Origin of the sequence: Stenotrophomonas sp. NPDC047960 (assembly GCF_043204395.1) — a bacterium.
In the GTDB taxonomy this organism is placed as follows: domain Bacteria; phylum Pseudomonadota; class Gammaproteobacteria; order Xanthomonadales; family Xanthomonadaceae; genus Stenotrophomonas.
Window position 1 is genome coordinate 306,286 of record NZ_JBIDBX010000003.1, and the last position, 18,390, is coordinate 324,675.

Genomic DNA, 18,390 nt, shown 5'->3' on the forward strand with positions numbered 1-18,390 from the left:
TCCGGCCGGTTCCAGGGCCGGGCCGCGGATTAGACTTGGCGTTTCCCCGTCGCCTGAGAAGTTCATGTCCAAGCTGCGCCGCCCCACCCTGATGCTTGCCATCGCCGCCAGCCTGTCGCTGGGCCTGGCCGCCTGCGACCGCGATGCGGCCGCGCCGACCGCCCCGCCCGCCGCCGATGCCGCCGCCCCGCCCGCCGCACCCAAGCCGCAACTGGGCAGCTTCGGCTTCGATACCGCCGGCATGGACCGCAGTGTCGCTGCCGGCGATGACTTCTTCGGCTTCGCCAACGGCAGCTGGGTCAAGAACACCGAAATACCGGCCGACCGTTCCAGCTACGGCAGCTTCAACGTCATTTCCGAGAAAACCCTGGCCGACACCCGCGCCATCCTCGAAGGCGCCGCCGCCGATACCCAGGCCAGCGGTGAAACCAAGCTGATCGGCGACTATTACGCCGCCTTCATGGATGAGGCCGGAATCGAATCGCGCGGCATGGGCGCGATCAAGCCCGAGCTGGACGCCATCGGCGGCATCGGCGACAAGGCCGCGCTGGCCACCGCCCTGGGCGGCACCCTGCGCGCCGACGTCGACCTGCTCAACGCCACCAACTTCTACACCGACCGCCTGTTCGGCACCTGGGTCTCGGTGGATCTGCTGCAGCCCGATCGCAACGCGCCGTACCTGGTGCAGGGGGGCCTGGGCCTGCCCGACCGCGACTTCTACCTGCAGGGCGGCCGCATGGCCGAGATCCGCAAGCAGTACCAGGCCTATATCGCCCAGGTGCTGCAGCTGGCCGGCGTGGCCGACCCGGCCGCCAAGGCGCAGCGCATCCTGGCGCTGGAGACCCGCATCGCCCAGGCGCACGCCACCCAGGAAGAAACCAACGACGTGGCCAAGGGTGCCAACGCGTGGAAGCAGGCCGACCTGAGCGCCAAGGCGCCGGGCATGGACTGGGCCGCGTTCCTGGCCGCCGCCGGCCTGGACAAGCAGGACGACTTCATCGTGTGGCAGCCCAAGGCGGTGGCCGGTATTTCGCGCCTGGTCGCCACCGAACCGCTGGATGTGTGGAAGGACTACCTGACCTTCCACGCGCTGGACCGCGCCGCGCCGTACCTGCCCAAGGCACTGGCCGATGCGCGTTTCGCCTTCCACAGCACCACCCTCAATGGCACCCCGCAGCAGAGCGAGCGCTGGAAGCGTGCGGTGGATGAGAGCAACAGCGCCGTGGGCGAAGCGATCGGCAAGCTGTATGTCGAAAAGCACTTCGACCCGGCCACCAAGGCGCGCGCCGATGAGATGGCAAAGAACATCATCGCCGCCTTCGCCAAGCGCATCGACGCGCTGGAATGGATGTCGCCGGAAACCAAGGCACACGCCAAGGCCAAGGTCGAGGGTCTCACCGTGGGCATGGGCTACCCGGACAAGTGGCGCGACTACACCGGCCTGGAAGTGAAGCGCGACGATGCGCTGGGCAACGCCGAACGCGCCGGCCTGTTCGAATACCGCCGCAACCTGGCCAAGCTGGGCCAGCCGGTGGACCACAGCGAATGGGCGATGCTGCCGCAGACCATCAACGCGATGAACGTGCCGCTGGAAAACCGCCTGGTGTTCCCGGCCGCGATCCTGCAGCCCCCGTTCTTCGACGGGGCCGCTGATGATGCCGTGAACTACGGCGCGATCGGTGCGGTGATCGGCCACGAGATCAGCCACGGCTTCGACAACGCCGGTGCGCTGTTCGATGAAACCGGCAGGCTGCACAACTGGTGGACGGCCGAAGACCTGAAGAAGTTCAACGCCGCCGGCGATGCACTGGCTGCGCAGTTCAGCAGCTACCAGCCGTTCCCGGGCGTGTCAGTGAACGGCCGCCTGACGCTGGGCGAGAACATCGCCGACGTGGCCGGTCTGGCCACGGCCTACGACGCCTACCAGCTGTCGCTGCAGGGCAAGCCCGGCCAGACCCTGGAAGGCTTCACCCCGGACCAGCGTTTCTTCCTGGGCTTCGCCCAGGCATGGCGGAGCAAGGCGCGCGAGCAGGCCCTGCGCAATTCGCTGCTGACCAACGTGCACGCGCCTGGCCAGTTCCGCGCGCTCACCGTGCGCAACCTGGACGCGTGGTACCCCGCGTTCGAGGTGAAGGAAGGGCAGAAGCTGTACCTGGCCCCGGAAAAGCGGGTCAAGGTGTGGTGACAAAGACGGGCGCTTCGGCGCCCGTTTCCCAAACGACTGCCGATAACAATGATCGGCGCGGTGACGCATGACGTTGAGATGCGTCATTGACCCGTGCACCGATGAGTCATTGATCCCAACGCCGATGCGTTCCGGTTCACCAATGGGCGAGCGTGCCTGCTGGCACGCCGACGCGTGCGCAGGCACGTGCCGCCACGCCATCCTGCAGCGCGCGGCGGAACAGCGGCGACATGCCCTGCAGCAAGCGCGCCGAGGCGCGTGCCTGGGTGCGTTGCAGCGACGTGCGCTCCAGCATCGTGGTGGCCCACTCGGGAAGCAGTGCGGCACCGGCGCCGAGAAACAGTTCGCGCGACAGCCCCGCCATCGGTACGGGCAGGCGGATGCTTGACAGCACCTCCAGCACTTCGCGCGAGCGTGTGTCGAAACGGAGCATCGTGCGTTGCTGTGCGAAATATGCCGCAACATCCGCTTCCGATGCCGGTACCCCGGTGGCACCCAACGCTTCAGCCACGCGCCGGTACTCATCGTAGTAGCGGTCCGCCATCTCCGCGGGCACGTCCCGGCAATACCGCCGGTAGCCCTGCAGGAACCCGTACGCCTCGGTCACATGCACCCAGGTGAGCAGTGCCGGATCGTCAGCGGAGTACGCCTGCCCGTCCGGGGTCTGCCCACGCACCCGCGCGTGGATGCGCTTCACCTTCGCCACCAGCGCTTCAACCTCGCCCGTGGGCCCGTAGCTGGTGCACGCCACGAACGCCGTGGTCCGCCGCAGCCGCCCCACCAGGTCATCGCGAAAGTTGGAATGGTCGTACACCCCGGCCAGCGCCAGCGGGTGCAGGGTCTGCAGCATCAGCGCGCACAGCCCACCGGCCAGCATCCCCGGAAACTCGGCATGCACCCGCCAGGTAACACTGTCCGGCCCGAACCAGCCCGGGTCGCCCAGCGGATGGTCGTAATCGATGCCGCTTTGCCCGCGCGGAAAGGCGCCCAGCACCCAGCGCCGGATCGGCACGGTGGCAGGGGCGGTAAGACGGTGCAGCAGTGACGACATCAGGGGGCTTCCAGGGGGTCGAAAGGGCCGCGATCCTGCGCGGTTGCGTCAATTCTGCGTGATCTACGACGCCTGGGCCACGCGCCCGGGCCTCCCCGCCTTTGAATTGTGCGGGTGCAGCAGAAAACGGGGCTGGTTTTTCGGTTTTTCGGGAAGTTTTTAATGATGCATCGCGCAAAAAAGTTTGCGACCGCCCTATTCAGTTAACCCCCCTGCGGCGTTTTGTCGCACTGCCCATTGCCAAGCGAAATGAAAGTGCTAGAACTGAAGCCGCCTCACCGTCCGTCCAAATGCGCCGCTGCACGTTCCCGAAGGAGCCCGTGATGATCGCTTTGTTCAAAGGTTTGGGTTTACTGCTCCAGGACAACGAGCTCTACGGCAGCCCGTTCGAAAAGCAGGTCGCGCATTGGCGCAACAAGAGTGAGCAGCAGATCCGCGAAGAAGTGGCCACCCTGGCCAAGGCCAAGGGCCAATGGCTCATGGCGTCCATCGTCGGCTGGCAGGCGGCCTCGCTGCTGATCCTCGGCCTGATCGCCAACTACCTGTGGAAGGACGATTTCCATATCACCTTCACCCGCGTGGTGATCGTGTTCGGCTCGTGGGTCTCGATCCTGTTCGTGATCTGGTTCATGGCCAACATGTTCGACCACACCGCCGGTTTCGAGCGCTGGATGAAGGCGTTCAACAGCCGCGCGCGGATCACCTCCGATGCCGATACGGTGGAATGCGTGGCCGAAGCGCTGGACATGGCCCAGCTTTACCCGGAAGTGCTCGATTACAAGCAGGCGGTCACCGCCAGGCGCGAGCTGCGCCACGAAGACATCCGCATCATGCGTGAGATCGGGCGCATGAAGCAGCATTCGGAACTGGTCGGCCAGCTCAACCACATCGGCGAACCCGACCCCGGCCAGAACCTGCACCTGCAACCGGCTTTCTGACCCCACGAGGTCCAGGGCGATCCCATGCCACCGTGCGCGAACACGGTGGCATTGTTTTTCTACATGCCGCGGAACAGGCTCATGAACGGCTGGCTTACGTTGAGCACTTCGGGCCGCTGCTTCAGGCGCAGCTGGCCACGGCCGCTGTCGTCGCGGCTGACTGCGGCCACCGCCTTCATGTTGACGATGGTGGAGCGGTGGATCTGGCGGAACCGCTGCGGGTCCAGCACGTCCAGCAGTTCGCGCAGCGGGGTGCGCAGCAGGCTCTCGCCGGCCTCGGTCACCACCGTGGTGTACTTGCTGTCGGCGCGGAAATAGACCACGTCTTCAAGCATGATCAGCTGCGTATCACGGCCATTGCTGGCGGTGATCCACGCCAGCGGCGGTGCGTTCGAGTGCATCCCCGGCTGCTGGCCCAGGCGCTGCAGCAGCTGTTCCAGCATCGCGTTGTCCGGCCGTCCCAGCTGCATGCGCGCGAGGATGCGCTCGCGCGTGGCCAGCAGGCGCTCATCGCTGACCGGCTTGAGCAGGTAGTCCATCGCACCCTGCTCGAACGCATCGATCGCGTACTGGTCGTAGGCGGTCACGAACACCACCTGCGTGCGTGGGCTGATCTCGGGCAGCGCGCGCGCCACTTCAATGCCGCTGATGCCCGGCATGCGAATGTCGAGCAGGGCCAGGTCCGGTTTCAGTTCGGCCAGCCGCTCCAGCGCGCTGGCGCCGTCCTCGCATTCGGCAACCAGCCGCAGTTCCGGCCACAAGCGCTGCAGTTGGGCCACCAGCGACTGGCGCAGCAGGTGTTCGTCTTCGGCAATGAGGGCATCAAGCAGCATGGATCGCCTCGCGTGCATCGCGCGGCAGGGTGATCGTTGCCGCCACGCCGCTGGGGAAGTTGGACACGATGGCCACGCCGGCGCGTTCGCCGCAGGTCAGGCGCAGCCGTTCGCGCAGGTTCTTCAGGCCAATACCGGTACCGCTGCTGCCCTGGCCGAAGCCCAGACCGTCATCGGCCACGGTCAGGGTGACGTGGTCATCGAACGCGCGCGCGATGATCCACACGGTGCCGCCGCCCGGCTTGGGTTCCAGCCCGTGCTTGATCGCGTTCTCGACCAGGGTCTGCAGCGCCATCGACGGCAGCGGCAGGGTTTCCAGCACCGGCGGCACGTCCACCTGCAGCGCCAGCCGCGCGCCCATCCGGATTTTCAGGATCTCCAGGTAGGCCTTGGTGCGCTCCAGCTCCACGCCCAGGGTGGACATCGATTCGTCCACGCTCGGCAGTGAACTGCGCAGGTACTGGATCAGGTGCCCCAGCATCTGATCGGCGCGCGGCGGGTCGGTGCGGGTCAGTACCTGCGCGTTGGCCAGCGTGTTGTAGAGGAAGTGCGGCTCCACCTGCGCATGCAGCAGGTTCAAACGGGCCACCGACAGTTCCTTTTCGGTGGCGGTCTGTTCGGCCGCGGCCTGCTCGTCGCGGCGCTGTTCGGACACCCGGCGGGTGATCGCGCGGCTGACCGCTTCGGCGTTCTCGTAGTTGCTGCCTTCATCCACCGCCAGCAGGTCGGCCCATACTCCGGCATCGGGTTCAAACACCAGCGTCACGCTGCTGGTGCCCTGCCCCGGGGTCACCGTGGCGAGCACGCTGTTGCGCTTGATCGCCAGCCGCGCAGGCAGGTTCCAGCGCGACGGCGGGCGACCGTTGTAAGGGTCCACGCGACGCACGTAGGCACGTACCTGCAGACTGCCGGCGGCGCTTTCGATGTCTTCCACGCGCGGCAGTTCCTTGATCGCCTGTTCGACCAGGCTGAAGGCCTCGCCGGCATCCATGGGCAGTTCGATCTGGCGCCGCTGGCGGCTGGACAGGGTGGCCGCGTCCAAGTGCCCGGCCAGGGTCGAGACGCGACGCAGGTGGGTGATGCAGCTGCCCAGCGCGGTGATCATCAGGAACAGCGCCAGCAGTCCGAACACCCAGCCCGGGCCTTCATCCATGCCGTGGAAGAAGCCACTCCACACGAACCCGGCCACGACGATCGCCGCGGCCCAGGCCACCAGAATACGGAGAATCAGGGAAAGGCTGGCAAACACGGCGGCGTCTTCACGATGGGATGGTGTGAGGATAGCCCTGCCGCCCGGGGGAACAAGCGGGATGCGACGAAAGCCCTGAAAACGGTGGTGAAGGAGGAATCTTCAGTAACAGTCGGCACTTCCCGTTCCGCGCCGGCAGCATTGCGGCGCCGCATTCCCCGCCGGCAGCGCCGGCGGGGTGGTTTCGATCATTTACGGTCGGCGGCCGACGCGTCGCGTGGTGCGCGGAACTGGGAGTCATCGCTCCAGTTCGGCCAGCTGCGGGAATTGGCCAGCTGATTGCCCAGCGTGTACAGCACTTCCAGATCGCGGGCGGCGCCAGCGAACTTCCAGTCCGGCTGCCACTCGTCGCCCTGCTGGTGGTAGCGCTTGGCGGTGTAGTCGTCCGAGGCCGCCTTGCCTGCGGCCACGCCGCCGTCCACCCAGTCCTGGCCGGCCGAGTAGGACACCGCCGGTACGCCGCGCTTGGCGAACGGGAAGTGATCGGAACGGAAGAACAGGCCGGCTTCCGGCTTCGGGTCCGGCGTGTAGCGGATGTCCCAGCCCTGGGCCACGTCCTTCAGCTGGTCCAGCAGTTCCAGCTTGGCCGAGCCGTAGATGCCGAAATCACGCGACGGGCCGAACGGCGCCATGCCGTCCATGTTGATCACCGCCACGGTCTTGCCCAGCGGGTACAGCGGGTGGCTGGCGTAATATTCCGAACCGAGCAGGCCCTTCTCTTCGGCGGTCACGGCCAGGAACAGCACCGAGCGCTCCGGGCGCTTGCCCTTGGCGAAGCCACGGGCCAGTTCCACCAGCGAGGCGGTGCCGCTGGCATTGTCCAGCGCGCCGTTGAAGATGGTGTCGCCGTTCGCATCCGGCTTGCCCACCCCGATGTGGTCCCAGTGCGCGCTGTACACCACGGTTTCATCCGGGTGCTTGCTGCCTTCCAGGCGCGCGGCCACGTTGTGCGAGGTGATCACCTCGGTCTTCACCGCGTACTTGGCCGAGAAGGTTTCGCCCTTCAGCTCCACCGGCTTGAAGTCGCGGCGCTGCGCCTGCTTCTTGAGCGCCTCGAAGTCCTGGCCGGCACGCTTGAACAGGTCCACCGCCAGGTCGCGCTGGATCCAGCCTTCCAGCAGCGGGTGCGCCTCGGCCGGGTTGTCGCGGACCACGTCGAACATGGTGTTGGTGTTGGAGCCGGCCACCGTGGCCCAGCCGTAGGAGGCCGGCGCGGTTTCGTGCACGATCAGCACGCCCAGCGCGCCCTGGCGGGCGCCCTCTTCGTACTTGTAGGTCCAGCGGCCGTAGTAGGTCATGCCCTTGCCGTCGAAGTCGCCTTCGCCGGTTTCGAAGTCCGGGTCGTTGATCAGCACCACGGCGATCTTGCCCTTCAGGTCCACGTCCTTGAAGTCGTTCCAGTTGCGCTCGGGTGCGTTCACGCCGTAGCCCAGGAACACCAGCGGGGCGTTCTGGATGTCGACCTCGGAGGCACCGTTCATGGCTGCGCGCACGGCGATTTCCTGGCCCTGGGTAAGCGACTGCGGCTTGCCCTTGCTGGACAGCGCCAGGCTGGGGGCGCCGACGATATCGCCCTTGAGCAGCGGCACGGCCTGGGTCCACAGACGCTTGCCGTCCTTCAGGTCGCCGCCCGGCTGCAGGCCGGCGGCCGCGAACTGTTTGCTGAGGAAGGCGATGGTTTTCGCTTCGCCGGCCGTGGCGGGCGAGCGGCCTTCATAGGCGTCGGAGGCCAGTTCCTTGACGTCGGCGGAGATCCGCGCGCCATCGAATTTCGGCGTCGCCGCCATCAGGGCGCTGGACACCGACAGTGCCAGCACGCTCAAAACCACTCGCTTCATTGCTTACTCCGGGGCAGGGACATCATCGTTCGATGATACCCATTCCCGAAGGGCGCTGGCCGTGGGCCGCCGCACGACCAACGGTCGTGCGCTACCGGCAGGGCAGCCGCCATTCCCGTTTCCGGGTGCCATCCGTGGTCCGGGTGGCATCCGTGGTCCGGGTGCCATCCGTGGTCCGGGTGCCATCCGTGGTCCGGGTGCCATCCGTGGTAGCTCACGACCGTTGGTCGTGAGCCCCCGACAGAATCACCAGTTCGGATCTTCCGCCGGCGCAGCCGCCTTCGGTGCAGCCGCGCGCGCCGGCGCCGGCTTCGGCTTGGCCGCGCCACCCCCGTTCGCTGCGGTCGCCGCCGCAGCCGTCGGCTTCGCCGCACCGGCCAACTGGCGCAGCTCGATCGAACCCGGCTTGAAGTTCGCGCCGCCCAGGTCCGCGCCGCCTTCGATGGTGCCGTAGGAGGTCTGCGTCGCCACGCGGTCCACCCGGATCGTGCAGCACGGGCTTTCATTGCGGCCCAGCGAACGCCCGGTCTGCGGGTCTTTCAGTTCCTCGCCCAGCATCACCGCCTGCCAGCGCTGGCCGGGCTTGAGCGATTCGCCGCCCTGGCTCAGCACCACCTGGTCACCGGTCATGGCCACCACCGACACCGGGAAGATCTCGGTGATGATCGCCGTGCCGATCTGCCCGGACAGCGAATCCATCATCGCCGCCGCCATGCCCTTGCCATCCACCACGCGCGGCAGGGTGCTCGGGCCCGTCGAGGCCAGCTGGTGGTCGAAGCTGTCGGACATCACCACCTCACCGGTGGTGGCGTTGATCAGGCGCAGGGTGATGCGCCCGCCGCCCGAATACGAGGTCACCTGGCGGTCGGACATGCGCAGGTTGCGCACGCTGCGCGGGTATTCGAAACGTTCGATGGTGGGGATCAGGATCAGGTCGGTGGCCAGCTGCTGGCCCAGCCGCGCGGTGTCCTGCAGGCGCACGTTGCCGCTGTTGATGTGGTCGATCTCGGCCTGCATCTCCTCGCCGAACTCACGGTCCAGCACGATGAAGCGCTTGGTCTGGGTCAGCGTGTCGTTCAGGCGCGCACGAATGGCCGCGGCTACTTCCTCGCTGGCCACGCGTCCATCGCCGACGGCGTAGGTGCCGCTGCGCACGTGCGGCTGGGCCACCACGATCTTCGGCCGACCCTGCTCGTCCGGGGCACGGTACTTGGCGATGTCGGCGCGCACGCGCACCTTCCAGTAGCTGCGCATGGTGCGGCGGGTGGCGTCGGCTTCGAACGACTGCGCGCCAGACCCCAGATAACGGGAGCCGGCGTCGCTGGCGCGCACGCGGGCAATCACTTCTTCATCCAGCTGGCTGACTTCCTCCTGCGAGAGGATTTCGTAACCCAGCACCGCCCCCTGCGAGGCGGCGATCATCTGCTGGGCGAACGCGTCGGCGCGGATATCGCCGACGTGTTCCCCATCCACGTCCACATGCAGGCCCGCACGCAGGCTCTGCATCTGGCTGGCGACACGCACGCCATTGACCTGTGCCACCGCCGACTGCAGCGCTGCCAGCACTGCCAGCTCCGGCGTGCTGCCGATGCCCTCGGCTTCGCGCGCCACCTGGGTGGTGCCGCCGAAATCCGGGGCGCCGCGCAGCGGCTTTTCAGCCGGTGCATCCAGCCTGGATTCGGCCTTCGGCGCCGTGGTCTCCACCGGTGCCTCCTGCTTGCCGCAGGCGGCAAGCAGGGTAGCGGTGAGGGTCAGGCTCAACAGTCGGTATGAGGTCTGCATGCGCGGCGTTTCCTTCTATTACAGGCTGTCGAGCATCGACTCGGCGTTGCCCGGCACCTTGATCTTGGCGGCGCGGGCGAAGGTCAGTGCGGCCTTCGAGGAGGAGTACAGGCCCTTCAGGTAGCCCGGCGATTCCTTGGCCACCCACGCACCGGCAGCCAACTTGCGGCCCACCGTGACCAGCTGGGTGCCGCTCAGGTTCTTCATGCCATTGGCGAAGTTGCTGGCTTCACCGCTCAGCTTCTGGCCTTCGGCAGCCGACGCGACCAGCGCCACTAGGCCGGTGGTGTAGTGCTGCTTGGATTCAGCGCTCAGCTCCGGCTGCGCGGCCACGCGCTCGTCGATCGCGGCCTGGGCGGCTTCGCTGACCGAGACCGACTTCTTCATCTGGTCCACGTTGACCGAGCCGGACGACAGCGCCATGCGCTCGGCTTCCAGCAGCTTTACCTGCTCGGCCAGGCCGAAGGCCTTGGCAAAAGAGGTCTGCGCGTCGATCGAATGCGACTGCGAGGCGACGAAACGACGCACCAGCGCTTCCTGCGCGGCTTCGTCCGGGGCGCCTGCCGAGGCGGCTGCGGTGCTGTTGCCGCCGCCAGCCAGGTCCTTCAGCTTGCCGAACTGCGCGTGCGCCGGGGCGGCGAAGGTGGTGGCGATGGCCAGTGCGATGAGGGTCTTGCGGATCATGGTGTGTCCTTGTTGGAAAATGTTGGCGCGAACCGGCGGGTACCGACCGTTGGTCGGTACGCCTTAACGCACGGCCTTGACGTTCAATTCGTTGATCATCTGCTGCGCGCCCTTTTCGGCGGCGATCTGCAGCGCATTGGTGCGGGCCACGGTCTCGTTCGGACCGGTACCGGAGAACTGCACCGGGCCCACCGACGACACGGTCTTCGGGAAGCGGCCGCTCACGTCCAGCACCTTGCCGGTGACGGTGACGAACACGCGGGTGTTGCCGCTGACCGGATCACGATCGCGCATGCCCACGTCCAGGGTGCCCACGGCCAGGTACGGAATGTTGGCGGCCTTGATGCCGTTGGCGGTGTCACGCAGGGTGGCAGCCGACAGGTCGTTGCCGGTGCTGAAGTCCTTGCGGATGCGCTCGATGCTCAGCAGGCCACGCGATTCACCTTCCACGTATTCCGCTTCCACCACCTCATAGCCGGCCGCGCTGAAGGCGCCGGTCATGGCGGTGTTCACTTCGTTGGCGTTGGCCACCTTCCAGCTGATGTTGTCGCTGCGCGCGGTGGTGCTGCCACCGGAGGTGATCGACACCGATGCGTTCTGGTTGATGCTGCCGTTGGTGCTTACGGAGTTGCCACGGAAGCTGTCGCCTTCGCGGGTCTTCTCGTCGTAGCTCTGGCTGGCGTCGACGCGGCGGTATTCCTTGTCCTGGAACGACTGCACGGTGTCCTGCGAGCGCGCCATGAACAGGAAGGTCAGCAACGAACGCTCGTTGCCACGCGCCCCGGCGGTGGCCGAGCCGGCATCCAGCTTGGTCTGCAGCAGGGTGGCGTTGATTTCGGCGCGGATGCTGACGGTGTAGGTCTTGGCCTTCTTGTCCTCGGTATCCGACAGCGGCACGGCCGACAGCACGTAGCGGTCGATTTCGCCGATGAACTCGGCGCGGCGGTCTTCGAACAGGCGCAGCTTGGCCGCACCGGATTCGGCGATGTACGCCTCCAGTGCGTTGACCTTGGCCTTGTTCAGGGCCTGGGCGCGGGTATCGGCACTCAGGCGCAGGCCATAGCTGGCCGAACCGGTGCCACGGGAACTGGCGGTCTGCGCCGACACCGGCGCGGCAACCATCAGTGCAATGAGAATCAGCAGTACGGCACGAATCAACGGCATGAGGTGATCAACTCCTGGAGGGCTTGGGTCTGTTGCTGCAACGGCTTGCCGCCGGGCTTCTGTTCGTCCAGCCATGCTTTCGAATCCGCGCGCTTGGCGGCGGCGCCGGCGAAGGCGTCCAGGCCGGCCAGGGTGGTTTCGTAGCTGGCCGACCACTGGTCAACGTGCCACTGGGTCGACGGCACCACCTTGGTGGCGCCCTTGCGCAGCGGCTGGTCGAAGAACACCTTGCCCGAGAACGGCTCCACCACCGTGGCCTGGAAGAACGCGCCGAACAGCATCGTCTTCATTGCCGGGGTTTCATTGACCACACCGTTTTTCAGCGCATCCAGGCGCAGCTTCACCACGTAATCCGGCTCGGGGATCTTCAATTGGTACACCTTGCCGTCGGCAAAGCGCGCGGCCATCGCCCCGCCGATCGCCTGGCCGGTGGCCGGCGGCAGCAGGCCAATGCCGGTGTTGGACGACAACGTCTTGGACAGTTCGTGGGCCAGCGTGGCGCGCAGCACCTTTTCATCCACCGCGTCGGGCAGCCTGGCGCGCACTGCGTCGGACAAGGTCACTTCGCCCACCTGCAGGCGGCGCGTGGACGCGGCTGGCAGCTGCGCCTTGGCCAGCGTATCGGCCAGCACCTGCGGCAGGCCGGTGGCGGCCCTGCCGTACAGCAGATCGGCGACGATCGCGTCGATGTCGTCCTCGTCCGGCAGGAACTCCATCACGTCGATGCGCTGCAGGGTGATCGGGTAAGACGCCACCACCTGGCGTTCGCGGAAATCGAAGAACAGTGCCTGCAGCGCCACTTCCACCAGCACCTTGTACTGGCCACCGATCGGTTCGATCGAGACCAGCTCGCGGTCCAGCGCGGTGGCCAGCACCGTGGCGCTGGTGGTGCCATCGAGCATCGCCAGCGGCTGGTCAATCAGTTCGAGGCTGGCCGGACGCTGTGCCTGCAGCCGCGCCCACAGGGCCTGGTTGAGCGGCGCCAGGCCACGCGCCTTGAGCACGGCGGCCGCACGCGGGGTGCTGGCCTCCACGGCGCTCTGGTCGGCGGTATAGGCAAAACCGGCCCAATAGGCCTGCTGCGATTTGTCGGCGGCCTGGGCGGCGGTGGCGAAGGTGGCAGTGCCCACCAAGACAAACCCGCACAACAACAGCCACGCGCTACGCGCGCGCGTACGCTTCTTCCCTGAAACCATCGTCCCGCAATCCTTCTCGAACGGACCCGGCAAGGCGCCTGGTCACTTTTGTGAGGCGCCACCATAGTGCCTGTTCAGATTTCCGGCAAGCGGAAAATTGTGTCAGCCCGGTTGCAGCCGCGCGGCCCGCGCCTGCAACAGCGCGCGTTCACGCGCGTTGGGAGTAAGCCGCGCCGCCCGCGCGAAGGCATCGGCCGCTTCTGCAGGACGGCCCATCTGCGACAAAAGGTCACCCTGCACTGCCGCCAGCGGCGCATAGTCCCGCAACCGGGGATCATCGGCCAGCTGCTCTACCAAGGGCCATGCCGCTGCCGCCCCTTCCGCACGGGATACCGCCACGGCACGGTTGAGCTCCACCACCGGTGACGGTTGTACTTCCGCCAACCGCGCATACAGCGCGGCCATGCGCGCCCAGTCGGTCGCGTCGACGTGGCGTGCGCGCGCATGGCAGTCGGCAATGGACGCCTGCAGCACGTAGCCATCATCGGCCCCACCCAGCGCCACGGCCTGCTGCAATGCCGCCTGGCCGCGTGCCACCTGCAGGTGGTCCCAGCGGCTGCGGTCCTGGTCGGGCAGCAGGATCGGGTTGCCGTGCGCGTCCACGCGCGCGGCCGCGCGCGAAGCCTGCAGTTCCATCAATGCGAGCAGGCCGTGCACCTGCGGCCAGGTCGGCAGGCGCTGCTGCAGCACCCGGCCCAGCCGCAGGGCTTCCTCGCACAGCGCCGGGCGCATCCAGTCATCGCCGCTGCTGGCCGCATAGCCTTCGTTGAAGATCAGGTACACCACCGCCAGCACCGAGCCGAGCCGCTCCGGCAACGCCGCCTGGCGCGGTACCTCGAACGGCACCTGCCTGTCGGCCAGCGTGCGCTTGGCGCGCACGATGCGCTGGGCAATGGTCGGTTCGGGCTGCAGGAACGCGCGCGCGATTTCATCGGTGGTCAGCCCGCCCAGCAGGCGCAGGGTCAGTGCCACCCGTGCATCGGCCGACAGCACCGGGTGGCAGGCCACGAACATCAGCCGCAGCAGGTCATCGCCAATGTCGTCCTGCAGGGCGTCGCTGTCATCGGGCAGCGGCAAGGGCTGCGGTTCCAGCTCGCTGCCCCATTGCGCATGCTGGCCGGCCACCCGCTGGTGCTGGCGCAGCACGTCGATGGCACGATTGCGTGCAGTGGTCATCAGCCACGCTCCCGGATTGTCCGGGACGCCCTGGGTGGGCCAGCGCTCCAGCGCGGCCAGCCAGGTGTCCTGGGCCAGTTCTTCGGCACGCCCGATATCGCCGCCCAGCATCCGCGCCAGGCGTGCGATCAGCGCCGGCGACTCCATGCGCCAGAGGGTATCCAGTCGTTGTGTCAGCGCTGCTTCCATGCGGCGAATGAGAGCATCGGTTACCGCGCCGCACAAGCGGCGGCGCGGCAGCGGGCATCAGCCGGGTTCGCCATCCATGTGGGCCACTTCCCAAAGGTGGCCATCCAGGTCCTCGAAGCTGCGCTGGTACATGAAGCCGTAATCGCGCGCCGGGGTCGGTTCGCTGCCGCCGGCGGCCAGTACCTTTTCCAGGGTGGCATCCACGGCCGGGCGGCTGGGCGACGACAACGCGAGGATCACCTGCGCCTGCTTGCGGGCATCGGCGATGGGTCGATTGATGAAGGTGGCGAAGAACGGCTCCAGCAGCAGCATCAGCATGATGGTGTCGCTGATGTTGAAGGAGGCGGCCTTGTCGTCGGTGTAGGTCAGGTTGGGCGTGAAGCCGAGCGCGGTGAAGAACGCCTTGCTCTTTTCCAGGTCACGGACAGGCAGGTTCACGAAAATCATCTGGGGTGTATCGGTCATTGCAGGGTCCTTGCAATCGTTTGGCGTTCTGCCGGCCAACGGCCGGCGCTATCGGGTGGGGGCAGGATCAATACGCTTTCATGCAGTTGACCATCCACGGCTTGCCGTAGCGGTCCACCAACATGCCCCAGCGCCTGGCCCAGAACGTTTCCACGATGGGAAACGTTACGGTCCCGCCTTCGGCCAGCGCCTCGAACACACGCTCGGCTTCTTGCTCGGTCTCAACTTCGATGTTGATCGTAGTGCCGCCCCCATTCGAGGACGACGGGCCGTCAGCGGCCATCAGAATCGCGCTGCCCACTTCCAGCTGGCTGTGCGCGATCAGGTTCGGATCGGCCGGGCCGGCGTTGTCGCCGCAGCCTTCCATGTCGCTGGGCGGCATGTCGCTGTACTTCGTTTCCGAGGTGACCTTGCCACCCAGCACCTGGGCATAGAACGCCATGGCTTCGTGGGTCTGGCCGCTGAAGCCAAGGAACGGAATCAGTTTCATGGGAATCTCCTGAAAAGCACGGGGGTGGGTCAGTCGGCCTGGCCGATCTGCTCGCGCAGACGCTGTTCCTGCGCACGTAATTCCGGGGTGAAAACCTCGCCAAAATCTTCCTCGGTGTAGAACGGGCGGATCTCCACCACGTCGCCGGGCAGGAACGGGGCGCGTTTGAGCCATTCGGTGGCTTCATCCACCGAGCGCACCTGCCACAGCCAGAACCCGGCCACCAGCTCGCGGGTTTCGGCGAATGGCCCATCGATCACCTGCGGCGCCGCGCCGGTATAGGCCACCCGGCGGCCGTGGCGGCTGGGGCGCAGGCCGTCGCCGGCCAGCATGATGCCGGCATTGACCAGTTCCTCGTTGAAAGCGCCCATCGCCTTGAAGTGTTCCTCGGTGGGCAGCACCCCGGCTTCGGTCGCCTCGGTCGCCTTCACGATCACCATGACTTTCATCGGCTTGTCCTCGTTGTCGGCCCGGTTGGCGGGCCCTTCACTGGTTACGACGCCCCAGTGGAACGGAAATCGACATGCCTGCCAAAAAAAAATCCGATGCCGCCAGAAGGTGACGGCCACGGCCATGAACAGCCCCCGGCCGCTGCACTGCAACAGGCCTGCAGCGCAGGCTGGGGCATCATGGGCATCCCCTGCCCCGCGGTGCGCCGGCCATGCAATTCCTGCTGCTGATCTATATCGACGAAGCCCTGATCCGGGACGTACCCGCCGAGGAATACGACGCCATGATGCGCGGCTGCATCCAGCACGCTGACAAGCTCAAGGCCGAAGGCACGCTGGTCGCTTCGCAACAGCTGGAGCCGGTTGCCCGGGCCCGCACCCTGCGCACGCGCGGGTCCAATGCCCGCATCACCGACGGCCCGTTCGCCGAAACCCGTGAACTGCTCGCCGGCTTCAACCTCATCAACGCCCGCGACCACGACGAAGCGCTGCGCATCGCCCAAGAATTCCCGTGGTCCCGTTACGGCAGCATAGAGGTTCGCCCCGTAGCCGATTTCGAAGCCGAACGCCGCCGCGTCGGCGCCTGAGGTTTTCCAACCCTCACGGCAACACCGTAACCTTCAACTCCCGCGCCCCTACCGCCTCATTCCCGCTGTAATCCCGGGCACTCCCGCGAATGATGTAATCCCCCGCTGGCAGCGCCTCCGGCTGCCAGCGCCCGGTTTCCACCAACCCGTCGCGCACGGTATTGGTCACCAGGTAGCGGAACCGCGTCACCGCACTGCCGTGCACGGTGATCCCGCTGTCTGGCGCATACGCCACTACCGTGGCGCTGTCCTCGCGCGGCATGCGGTTGAACACGATGTTGAAGCGCGGCTGCTCGTACCCGGCCAGCGGCGTGCCAGCCGCATCCAGGATCTGATACCCCACTTGGTACGCCCCCAAGCGCCGCCGCGGCAGGTTGTTGTCCACCTGGTCCCACGCCTCCACCACGATCTGTACGCCGGGCCCCACGCGCGGAACCGGCACACGCCCGTTCGCCCCGGCCTTGATGGGCTGGTCAAGGTCATCCAGCACCGCGACGTCTGTAATACGTGGCGCGAAGCTGTCGGCGTAGCCCACGAAGCCCAGCGCCACCGCATTGCGCTGGAAGCCACCGGCGCCGACGCTCAGGTGCACGTGCGCCATGCGGTTGATGCTGCCCAGCGGCTCACCGGCCTTGAAGCGCGTTCCCCGGCGAACGCGTACCCGCTCCAGCTTGCCGTCCAGGTCGCGCAGCTGCGGCCAGCGCGCGTCGAACGCACGGTCACGCGCATCGCGGCCCACCTTCATGTGGATGTAGCGCAGCCGATCCAGCGACAGCCCTTCGGCCTGCCCGCCCACCGACCAGCTCGGGAACGGGCTGCTCACCTTCGCATCGGCCATCGCCAGCACCGTCTGTCCCACATCGCCACGGATATCGAAGCCATCGTGCAGGTGGTGGCGGCTCTCGCCGCTGAAGTTGCCGCGCACCTCGCCCAGCGTGCCCACCACTTCATGCCAGCCCAGCTGCGGCGCCAGCGGCCAGCGCCCGCCTGTGTCGGGCAGCGCGGCATCGGCGGCCGGGCCAATCAATGCCGGCGCCGGCGTGGTGCCGGCCGCCAGCGCACGCAGGCGGTGCACCCGGTACGACGCCGCATCGGAGACGTACAGCCCGCCTTCGGCATCCAGCGCCAGCCCGCTCGGCCGCGAGAAGCGCGGCTGCGCCGACGCACCGGTGAGGTCCACCACATGGCCCAGCGCCGACAGTTGCACCACCTTGCCGTCGACATCGCTCACGTACACCACGTCATCGTGGGTCACCGCCAGCGCCAGCGGTCCGTTGAGCAGGCTGCCGCGCGCCAGCAGCGTATCCAGCGTGCCGTTCGGCGCCAGACGGCGGATCGCGCCGTTGAGCAGGTCGGCGATCAGCAGGTTGCCGTGCGAATCCAACGCCAGTGCTACCGGCGTATCCAGCCGCGCGCCCACCCCTGCACCGTCCACGTTGCCCGGCGCATCACCGCCGGCCAGCGTACGCACGTGGCCATCTGGCTCGATCACGCGGATACGGTCGTTCCAGGTATCGGCCACGAACACCCGGCCACCGGCATCCACCGCCACGCCCATCGGCCCATCAAAGCGCGCCTGTGCGGCCGGTCCATCGGCGTAACCAGGGGTGCCATCACCGGCAATCGTACTGACCACGCCATCGGTGCCGATCCGGCGGATTACATGGTTGCCGGTGTCGGCCACGAACACGTTGCCGGCCGCATCCAGTGCAATGCCCGACGGTGTATTGAACTGCGCCTGCAGCGCCGGACCATCGCGCCAGCCCTCGCCCTGCCCGGCCAGCGTGTCCACCCGCCCATCGGGAAACACGCGGCGGATGCGGTTGTTGTCGCCGGCATCGGCTACGTGCAGCACGCCGTGCACATCCACCGCGACGCCGTAGGGATCGGCAAACCGCGCCTGCGCCGCTGCGCCATCGCGCAGCCCGCCCACGCCGTCACCGGCCAGCAGGCTGACCTGCGGGGTCCAGCCCAGCACCGTGGCCACCGGGCCCGGCGGCGGAGCCGGTGCGGCCGGTTCGCGTACGAAGGTCCACGCCAGTGCCGCTGCCACCGCCACGCCCACCAGCGCCACCATTACCCATCGTCCGCGCGTCATCGCTGTCCTTGCCTGC

The 18,390-nt window shown here is 67.2% G+C and carries 16 protein-coding genes; 3 read left to right on the forward strand and 13 right to left on the reverse strand.

What is annotated here, in order from left to right; translation table 11 throughout:
- Nucleotides 1–64: 64 nt before the first annotated feature.
- Complete coding sequence (locus ACGFZ3_RS09360; protein ID WP_392919611.1) at nucleotides 65–2,185, forward strand: M13 family metallopeptidase; 2,121 nt, start codon at nucleotides 65–67, stop codon at nucleotides 2,183–2,185.
- A gap of 136 nt (nucleotides 2,186–2,321) precedes the next feature.
- On the opposite strand, the gene ACGFZ3_RS09365 is transcribed toward ACGFZ3_RS09360, so the two are convergent.
- Nucleotides 2,322–3,236 carry an oxygenase MpaB family protein gene (locus ACGFZ3_RS09365; protein ID WP_392919613.1) on the reverse strand — a complete coding sequence of 305 codons (915 nt, stop codon included), beginning with the start codon at nucleotides 3,234–3,236 and terminating at the stop codon, nucleotides 2,322–2,324.
- Nucleotides 3,237–3,559: 323 nt separating this feature from the next.
- Here ACGFZ3_RS09365 and ACGFZ3_RS09370 point away from each other — a divergent pair, with 323 nt between their 5' ends.
- Complete coding sequence (locus tag ACGFZ3_RS09370; RefSeq protein ID WP_392919615.1) at nucleotides 3,560–4,174, forward strand: hypothetical protein; 615 nt, start codon at nucleotides 3,560–3,562, stop codon at nucleotides 4,172–4,174.
- A 59-nt stretch (nucleotides 4,175–4,233) separates the two neighbouring features.
- Here the strand turns inward: ACGFZ3_RS09370 and ACGFZ3_RS09375 are convergent, their stop codons facing one another.
- The 11 genes from ACGFZ3_RS09375 to ACGFZ3_RS09425 all read right to left on the reverse strand — a co-directional run bounded on the left by ACGFZ3_RS09375 (nucleotide 4,234) and on the right by ACGFZ3_RS09425 (nucleotide 15,689).
- Nucleotides 4,234–5,007, reverse strand: coding sequence for a LytR/AlgR family response regulator transcription factor (locus ACGFZ3_RS09375; protein ID WP_392919618.1), 774 nt, complete (start codon nucleotides 5,005–5,007; stop codon nucleotides 4,234–4,236).
- A complete protein-coding gene (locus ACGFZ3_RS09380; protein WP_392919621.1) occupies nucleotides 4,997–6,256 on the reverse strand; it encodes a sensor histidine kinase in 1,260 nt (419 codons plus the stop codon). Before ACGFZ3_RS09380 ends, ACGFZ3_RS09375 begins: the two co-directional genes overlap by 11 nt.
- 188 nt (nucleotides 6,257–6,444) lie before the next feature.
- Complete coding sequence (locus ACGFZ3_RS09385) at nucleotides 6,445–8,094, reverse strand: M28 family metallopeptidase (RefSeq protein ID WP_392919624.1); 1,650 nt, start codon at nucleotides 8,092–8,094, stop codon at nucleotides 6,445–6,447.
- A 246-nt stretch (nucleotides 8,095–8,340) separates the two neighbouring features.
- On the reverse strand, nucleotides 8,341–9,876 hold the full coding sequence (locus ACGFZ3_RS09390) for a CsgG/HfaB family protein (RefSeq protein WP_392919627.1): 1,536 nt from the start codon (nucleotides 9,874–9,876) through the stop codon (nucleotides 8,341–8,343).
- Between the two features lie 18 nt (nucleotides 9,877–9,894).
- A complete protein-coding gene (locus ACGFZ3_RS09395; protein ID WP_392919629.1) occupies nucleotides 9,895–10,560 on the reverse strand; it encodes a hypothetical protein in 666 nt (221 codons plus the stop codon).
- A gap of 63 nt (nucleotides 10,561–10,623) precedes the next feature.
- Nucleotides 10,624–11,724, reverse strand: a complete 1,101-nt coding sequence (locus ACGFZ3_RS09400) for a hypothetical protein (RefSeq protein ID WP_392919632.1) — start codon at nucleotides 11,722–11,724, stop codon at nucleotides 10,624–10,626.
- The gene (locus tag ACGFZ3_RS09405; protein WP_392919635.1) at nucleotides 11,715–12,920 is read right to left on the reverse strand and encodes a hypothetical protein; all 1,206 of its coding nucleotides are present in this window, start codon (nucleotides 12,918–12,920) and stop codon (nucleotides 11,715–11,717) included. The genes ACGFZ3_RS09400 and ACGFZ3_RS09405 overlap by 10 nt, the downstream gene beginning before the upstream one ends.
- Before the next feature lie 102 nt (nucleotides 12,921–13,022).
- The gene (locus tag ACGFZ3_RS09410) at nucleotides 13,023–14,285 is read right to left on the reverse strand and encodes an RNA polymerase sigma factor (RefSeq protein ID WP_392919638.1); all 1,263 of its coding nucleotides are present in this window, start codon (nucleotides 14,283–14,285) and stop codon (nucleotides 13,023–13,025) included.
- A gap of 57 nt (nucleotides 14,286–14,342) precedes the next feature.
- Nucleotides 14,343–14,750 carry a VOC family protein gene (locus tag ACGFZ3_RS09415; protein WP_392919641.1) on the reverse strand — a complete coding sequence of 136 codons (408 nt, stop codon included), beginning with the start codon at nucleotides 14,748–14,750 and terminating at the stop codon, nucleotides 14,343–14,345.
- A gap of 67 nt (nucleotides 14,751–14,817) precedes the next feature.
- A complete protein-coding gene (locus ACGFZ3_RS09420; RefSeq protein WP_392919644.1) occupies nucleotides 14,818–15,240 on the reverse strand; it encodes a VOC family protein in 423 nt (140 codons plus the stop codon).
- Between the two features lie 29 nt (nucleotides 15,241–15,269).
- Nucleotides 15,270–15,689: a YciI family protein gene (locus tag ACGFZ3_RS09425; protein WP_392919647.1), complete on the reverse strand. Its 420-nt coding sequence runs from the start codon at nucleotides 15,687–15,689 to the stop codon at nucleotides 15,270–15,272.
- A gap of 212 nt (nucleotides 15,690–15,901) precedes the next feature.
- On the opposite strand from ACGFZ3_RS09425, the gene ACGFZ3_RS09430 reads away from it, so the two are divergent.
- Nucleotides 15,902–16,276: a YciI family protein gene (locus tag ACGFZ3_RS09430; protein WP_392919650.1), complete on the forward strand. Its 375-nt coding sequence runs from the start codon at nucleotides 15,902–15,904 to the stop codon at nucleotides 16,274–16,276.
- A 13-nt stretch (nucleotides 16,277–16,289) separates the two neighbouring features.
- Here ACGFZ3_RS09430 and ACGFZ3_RS09435 read toward each other — a convergent pair whose 3' ends face one another.
- On the reverse strand, nucleotides 16,290–18,374 hold the full coding sequence (locus ACGFZ3_RS09435; protein ID WP_392919653.1) for an NHL repeat-containing protein: 2,085 nt from the start codon (nucleotides 18,372–18,374) through the stop codon (nucleotides 16,290–16,292).
- Nucleotides 18,375–18,390 lie beyond the last annotated feature (16 nt).

Coding starts and splice junctions, on each gene's coding strand:
- ACGFZ3_RS09410 (WP_392919638.1), bottom strand. CDS start 14,285: ATGGAAGCAGCGCTGACACAACGACTGGATACCCTCTGGCGCATGGAG.
- ACGFZ3_RS09365 (WP_392919613.1), bottom strand. CDS start 3,236: ATGTCGTCACTGCTGCACCGTCTTACCGCCCCTGCCACCGTGCCGATC.
- ACGFZ3_RS09400 (WP_392919632.1), bottom strand. CDS start 11,724: ATGCCGTTGATTCGTGCCGTACTGCTGATTCTCATTGCACTGATGGTT.
- ACGFZ3_RS09385 (WP_392919624.1), bottom strand. CDS start 8,094: ATGAAGCGAGTGGTTTTGAGCGTGCTGGCACTGTCGGTGTCCAGCGCC.
- ACGFZ3_RS09375 (WP_392919618.1), bottom strand. CDS start 5,007: ATGCTGCTTGATGCCCTCATTGCCGAAGACGAACACCTGCTGCGCCAG.
- ACGFZ3_RS09430 (WP_392919650.1), top strand. CDS start 15,902: ATGCAATTCCTGCTGCTGATCTATATCGACGAAGCCCTGATCCGGGAC.
- ACGFZ3_RS09415 (WP_392919641.1), bottom strand. CDS start 14,750: ATGACCGATACACCCCAGATGATTTTCGTGAACCTGCCTGTCCGTGAC.
- ACGFZ3_RS09390 (WP_392919627.1), bottom strand. CDS start 9,876: ATGCAGACCTCATACCGACTGTTGAGCCTGACCCTCACCGCTACCCTG.
- ACGFZ3_RS09395 (WP_392919629.1), bottom strand. CDS start 10,560: ATGATCCGCAAGACCCTCATCGCACTGGCCATCGCCACCACCTTCGCC.
- ACGFZ3_RS09370 (WP_392919615.1), top strand. CDS start 3,560: ATGATCGCTTTGTTCAAAGGTTTGGGTTTACTGCTCCAGGACAACGAG.
- ACGFZ3_RS09405 (WP_392919635.1), bottom strand. CDS start 12,920: ATGGTTTCAGGGAAGAAGCGTACGCGCGCGCGTAGCGCGTGGCTGTTG.
- ACGFZ3_RS09435 (WP_392919653.1), bottom strand. CDS start 18,374: ATGACGCGCGGACGATGGGTAATGGTGGCGCTGGTGGGCGTGGCGGTG.
- ACGFZ3_RS09360 (WP_392919611.1), top strand. CDS start 65: ATGTCCAAGCTGCGCCGCCCCACCCTGATGCTTGCCATCGCCGCCAGC.
- ACGFZ3_RS09420 (WP_392919644.1), bottom strand. CDS start 15,240: ATGAAACTGATTCCGTTCCTTGGCTTCAGCGGCCAGACCCACGAAGCC.
- ACGFZ3_RS09425 (WP_392919647.1), bottom strand. CDS start 15,689: ATGAAAGTCATGGTGATCGTGAAGGCGACCGAGGCGACCGAAGCCGGG.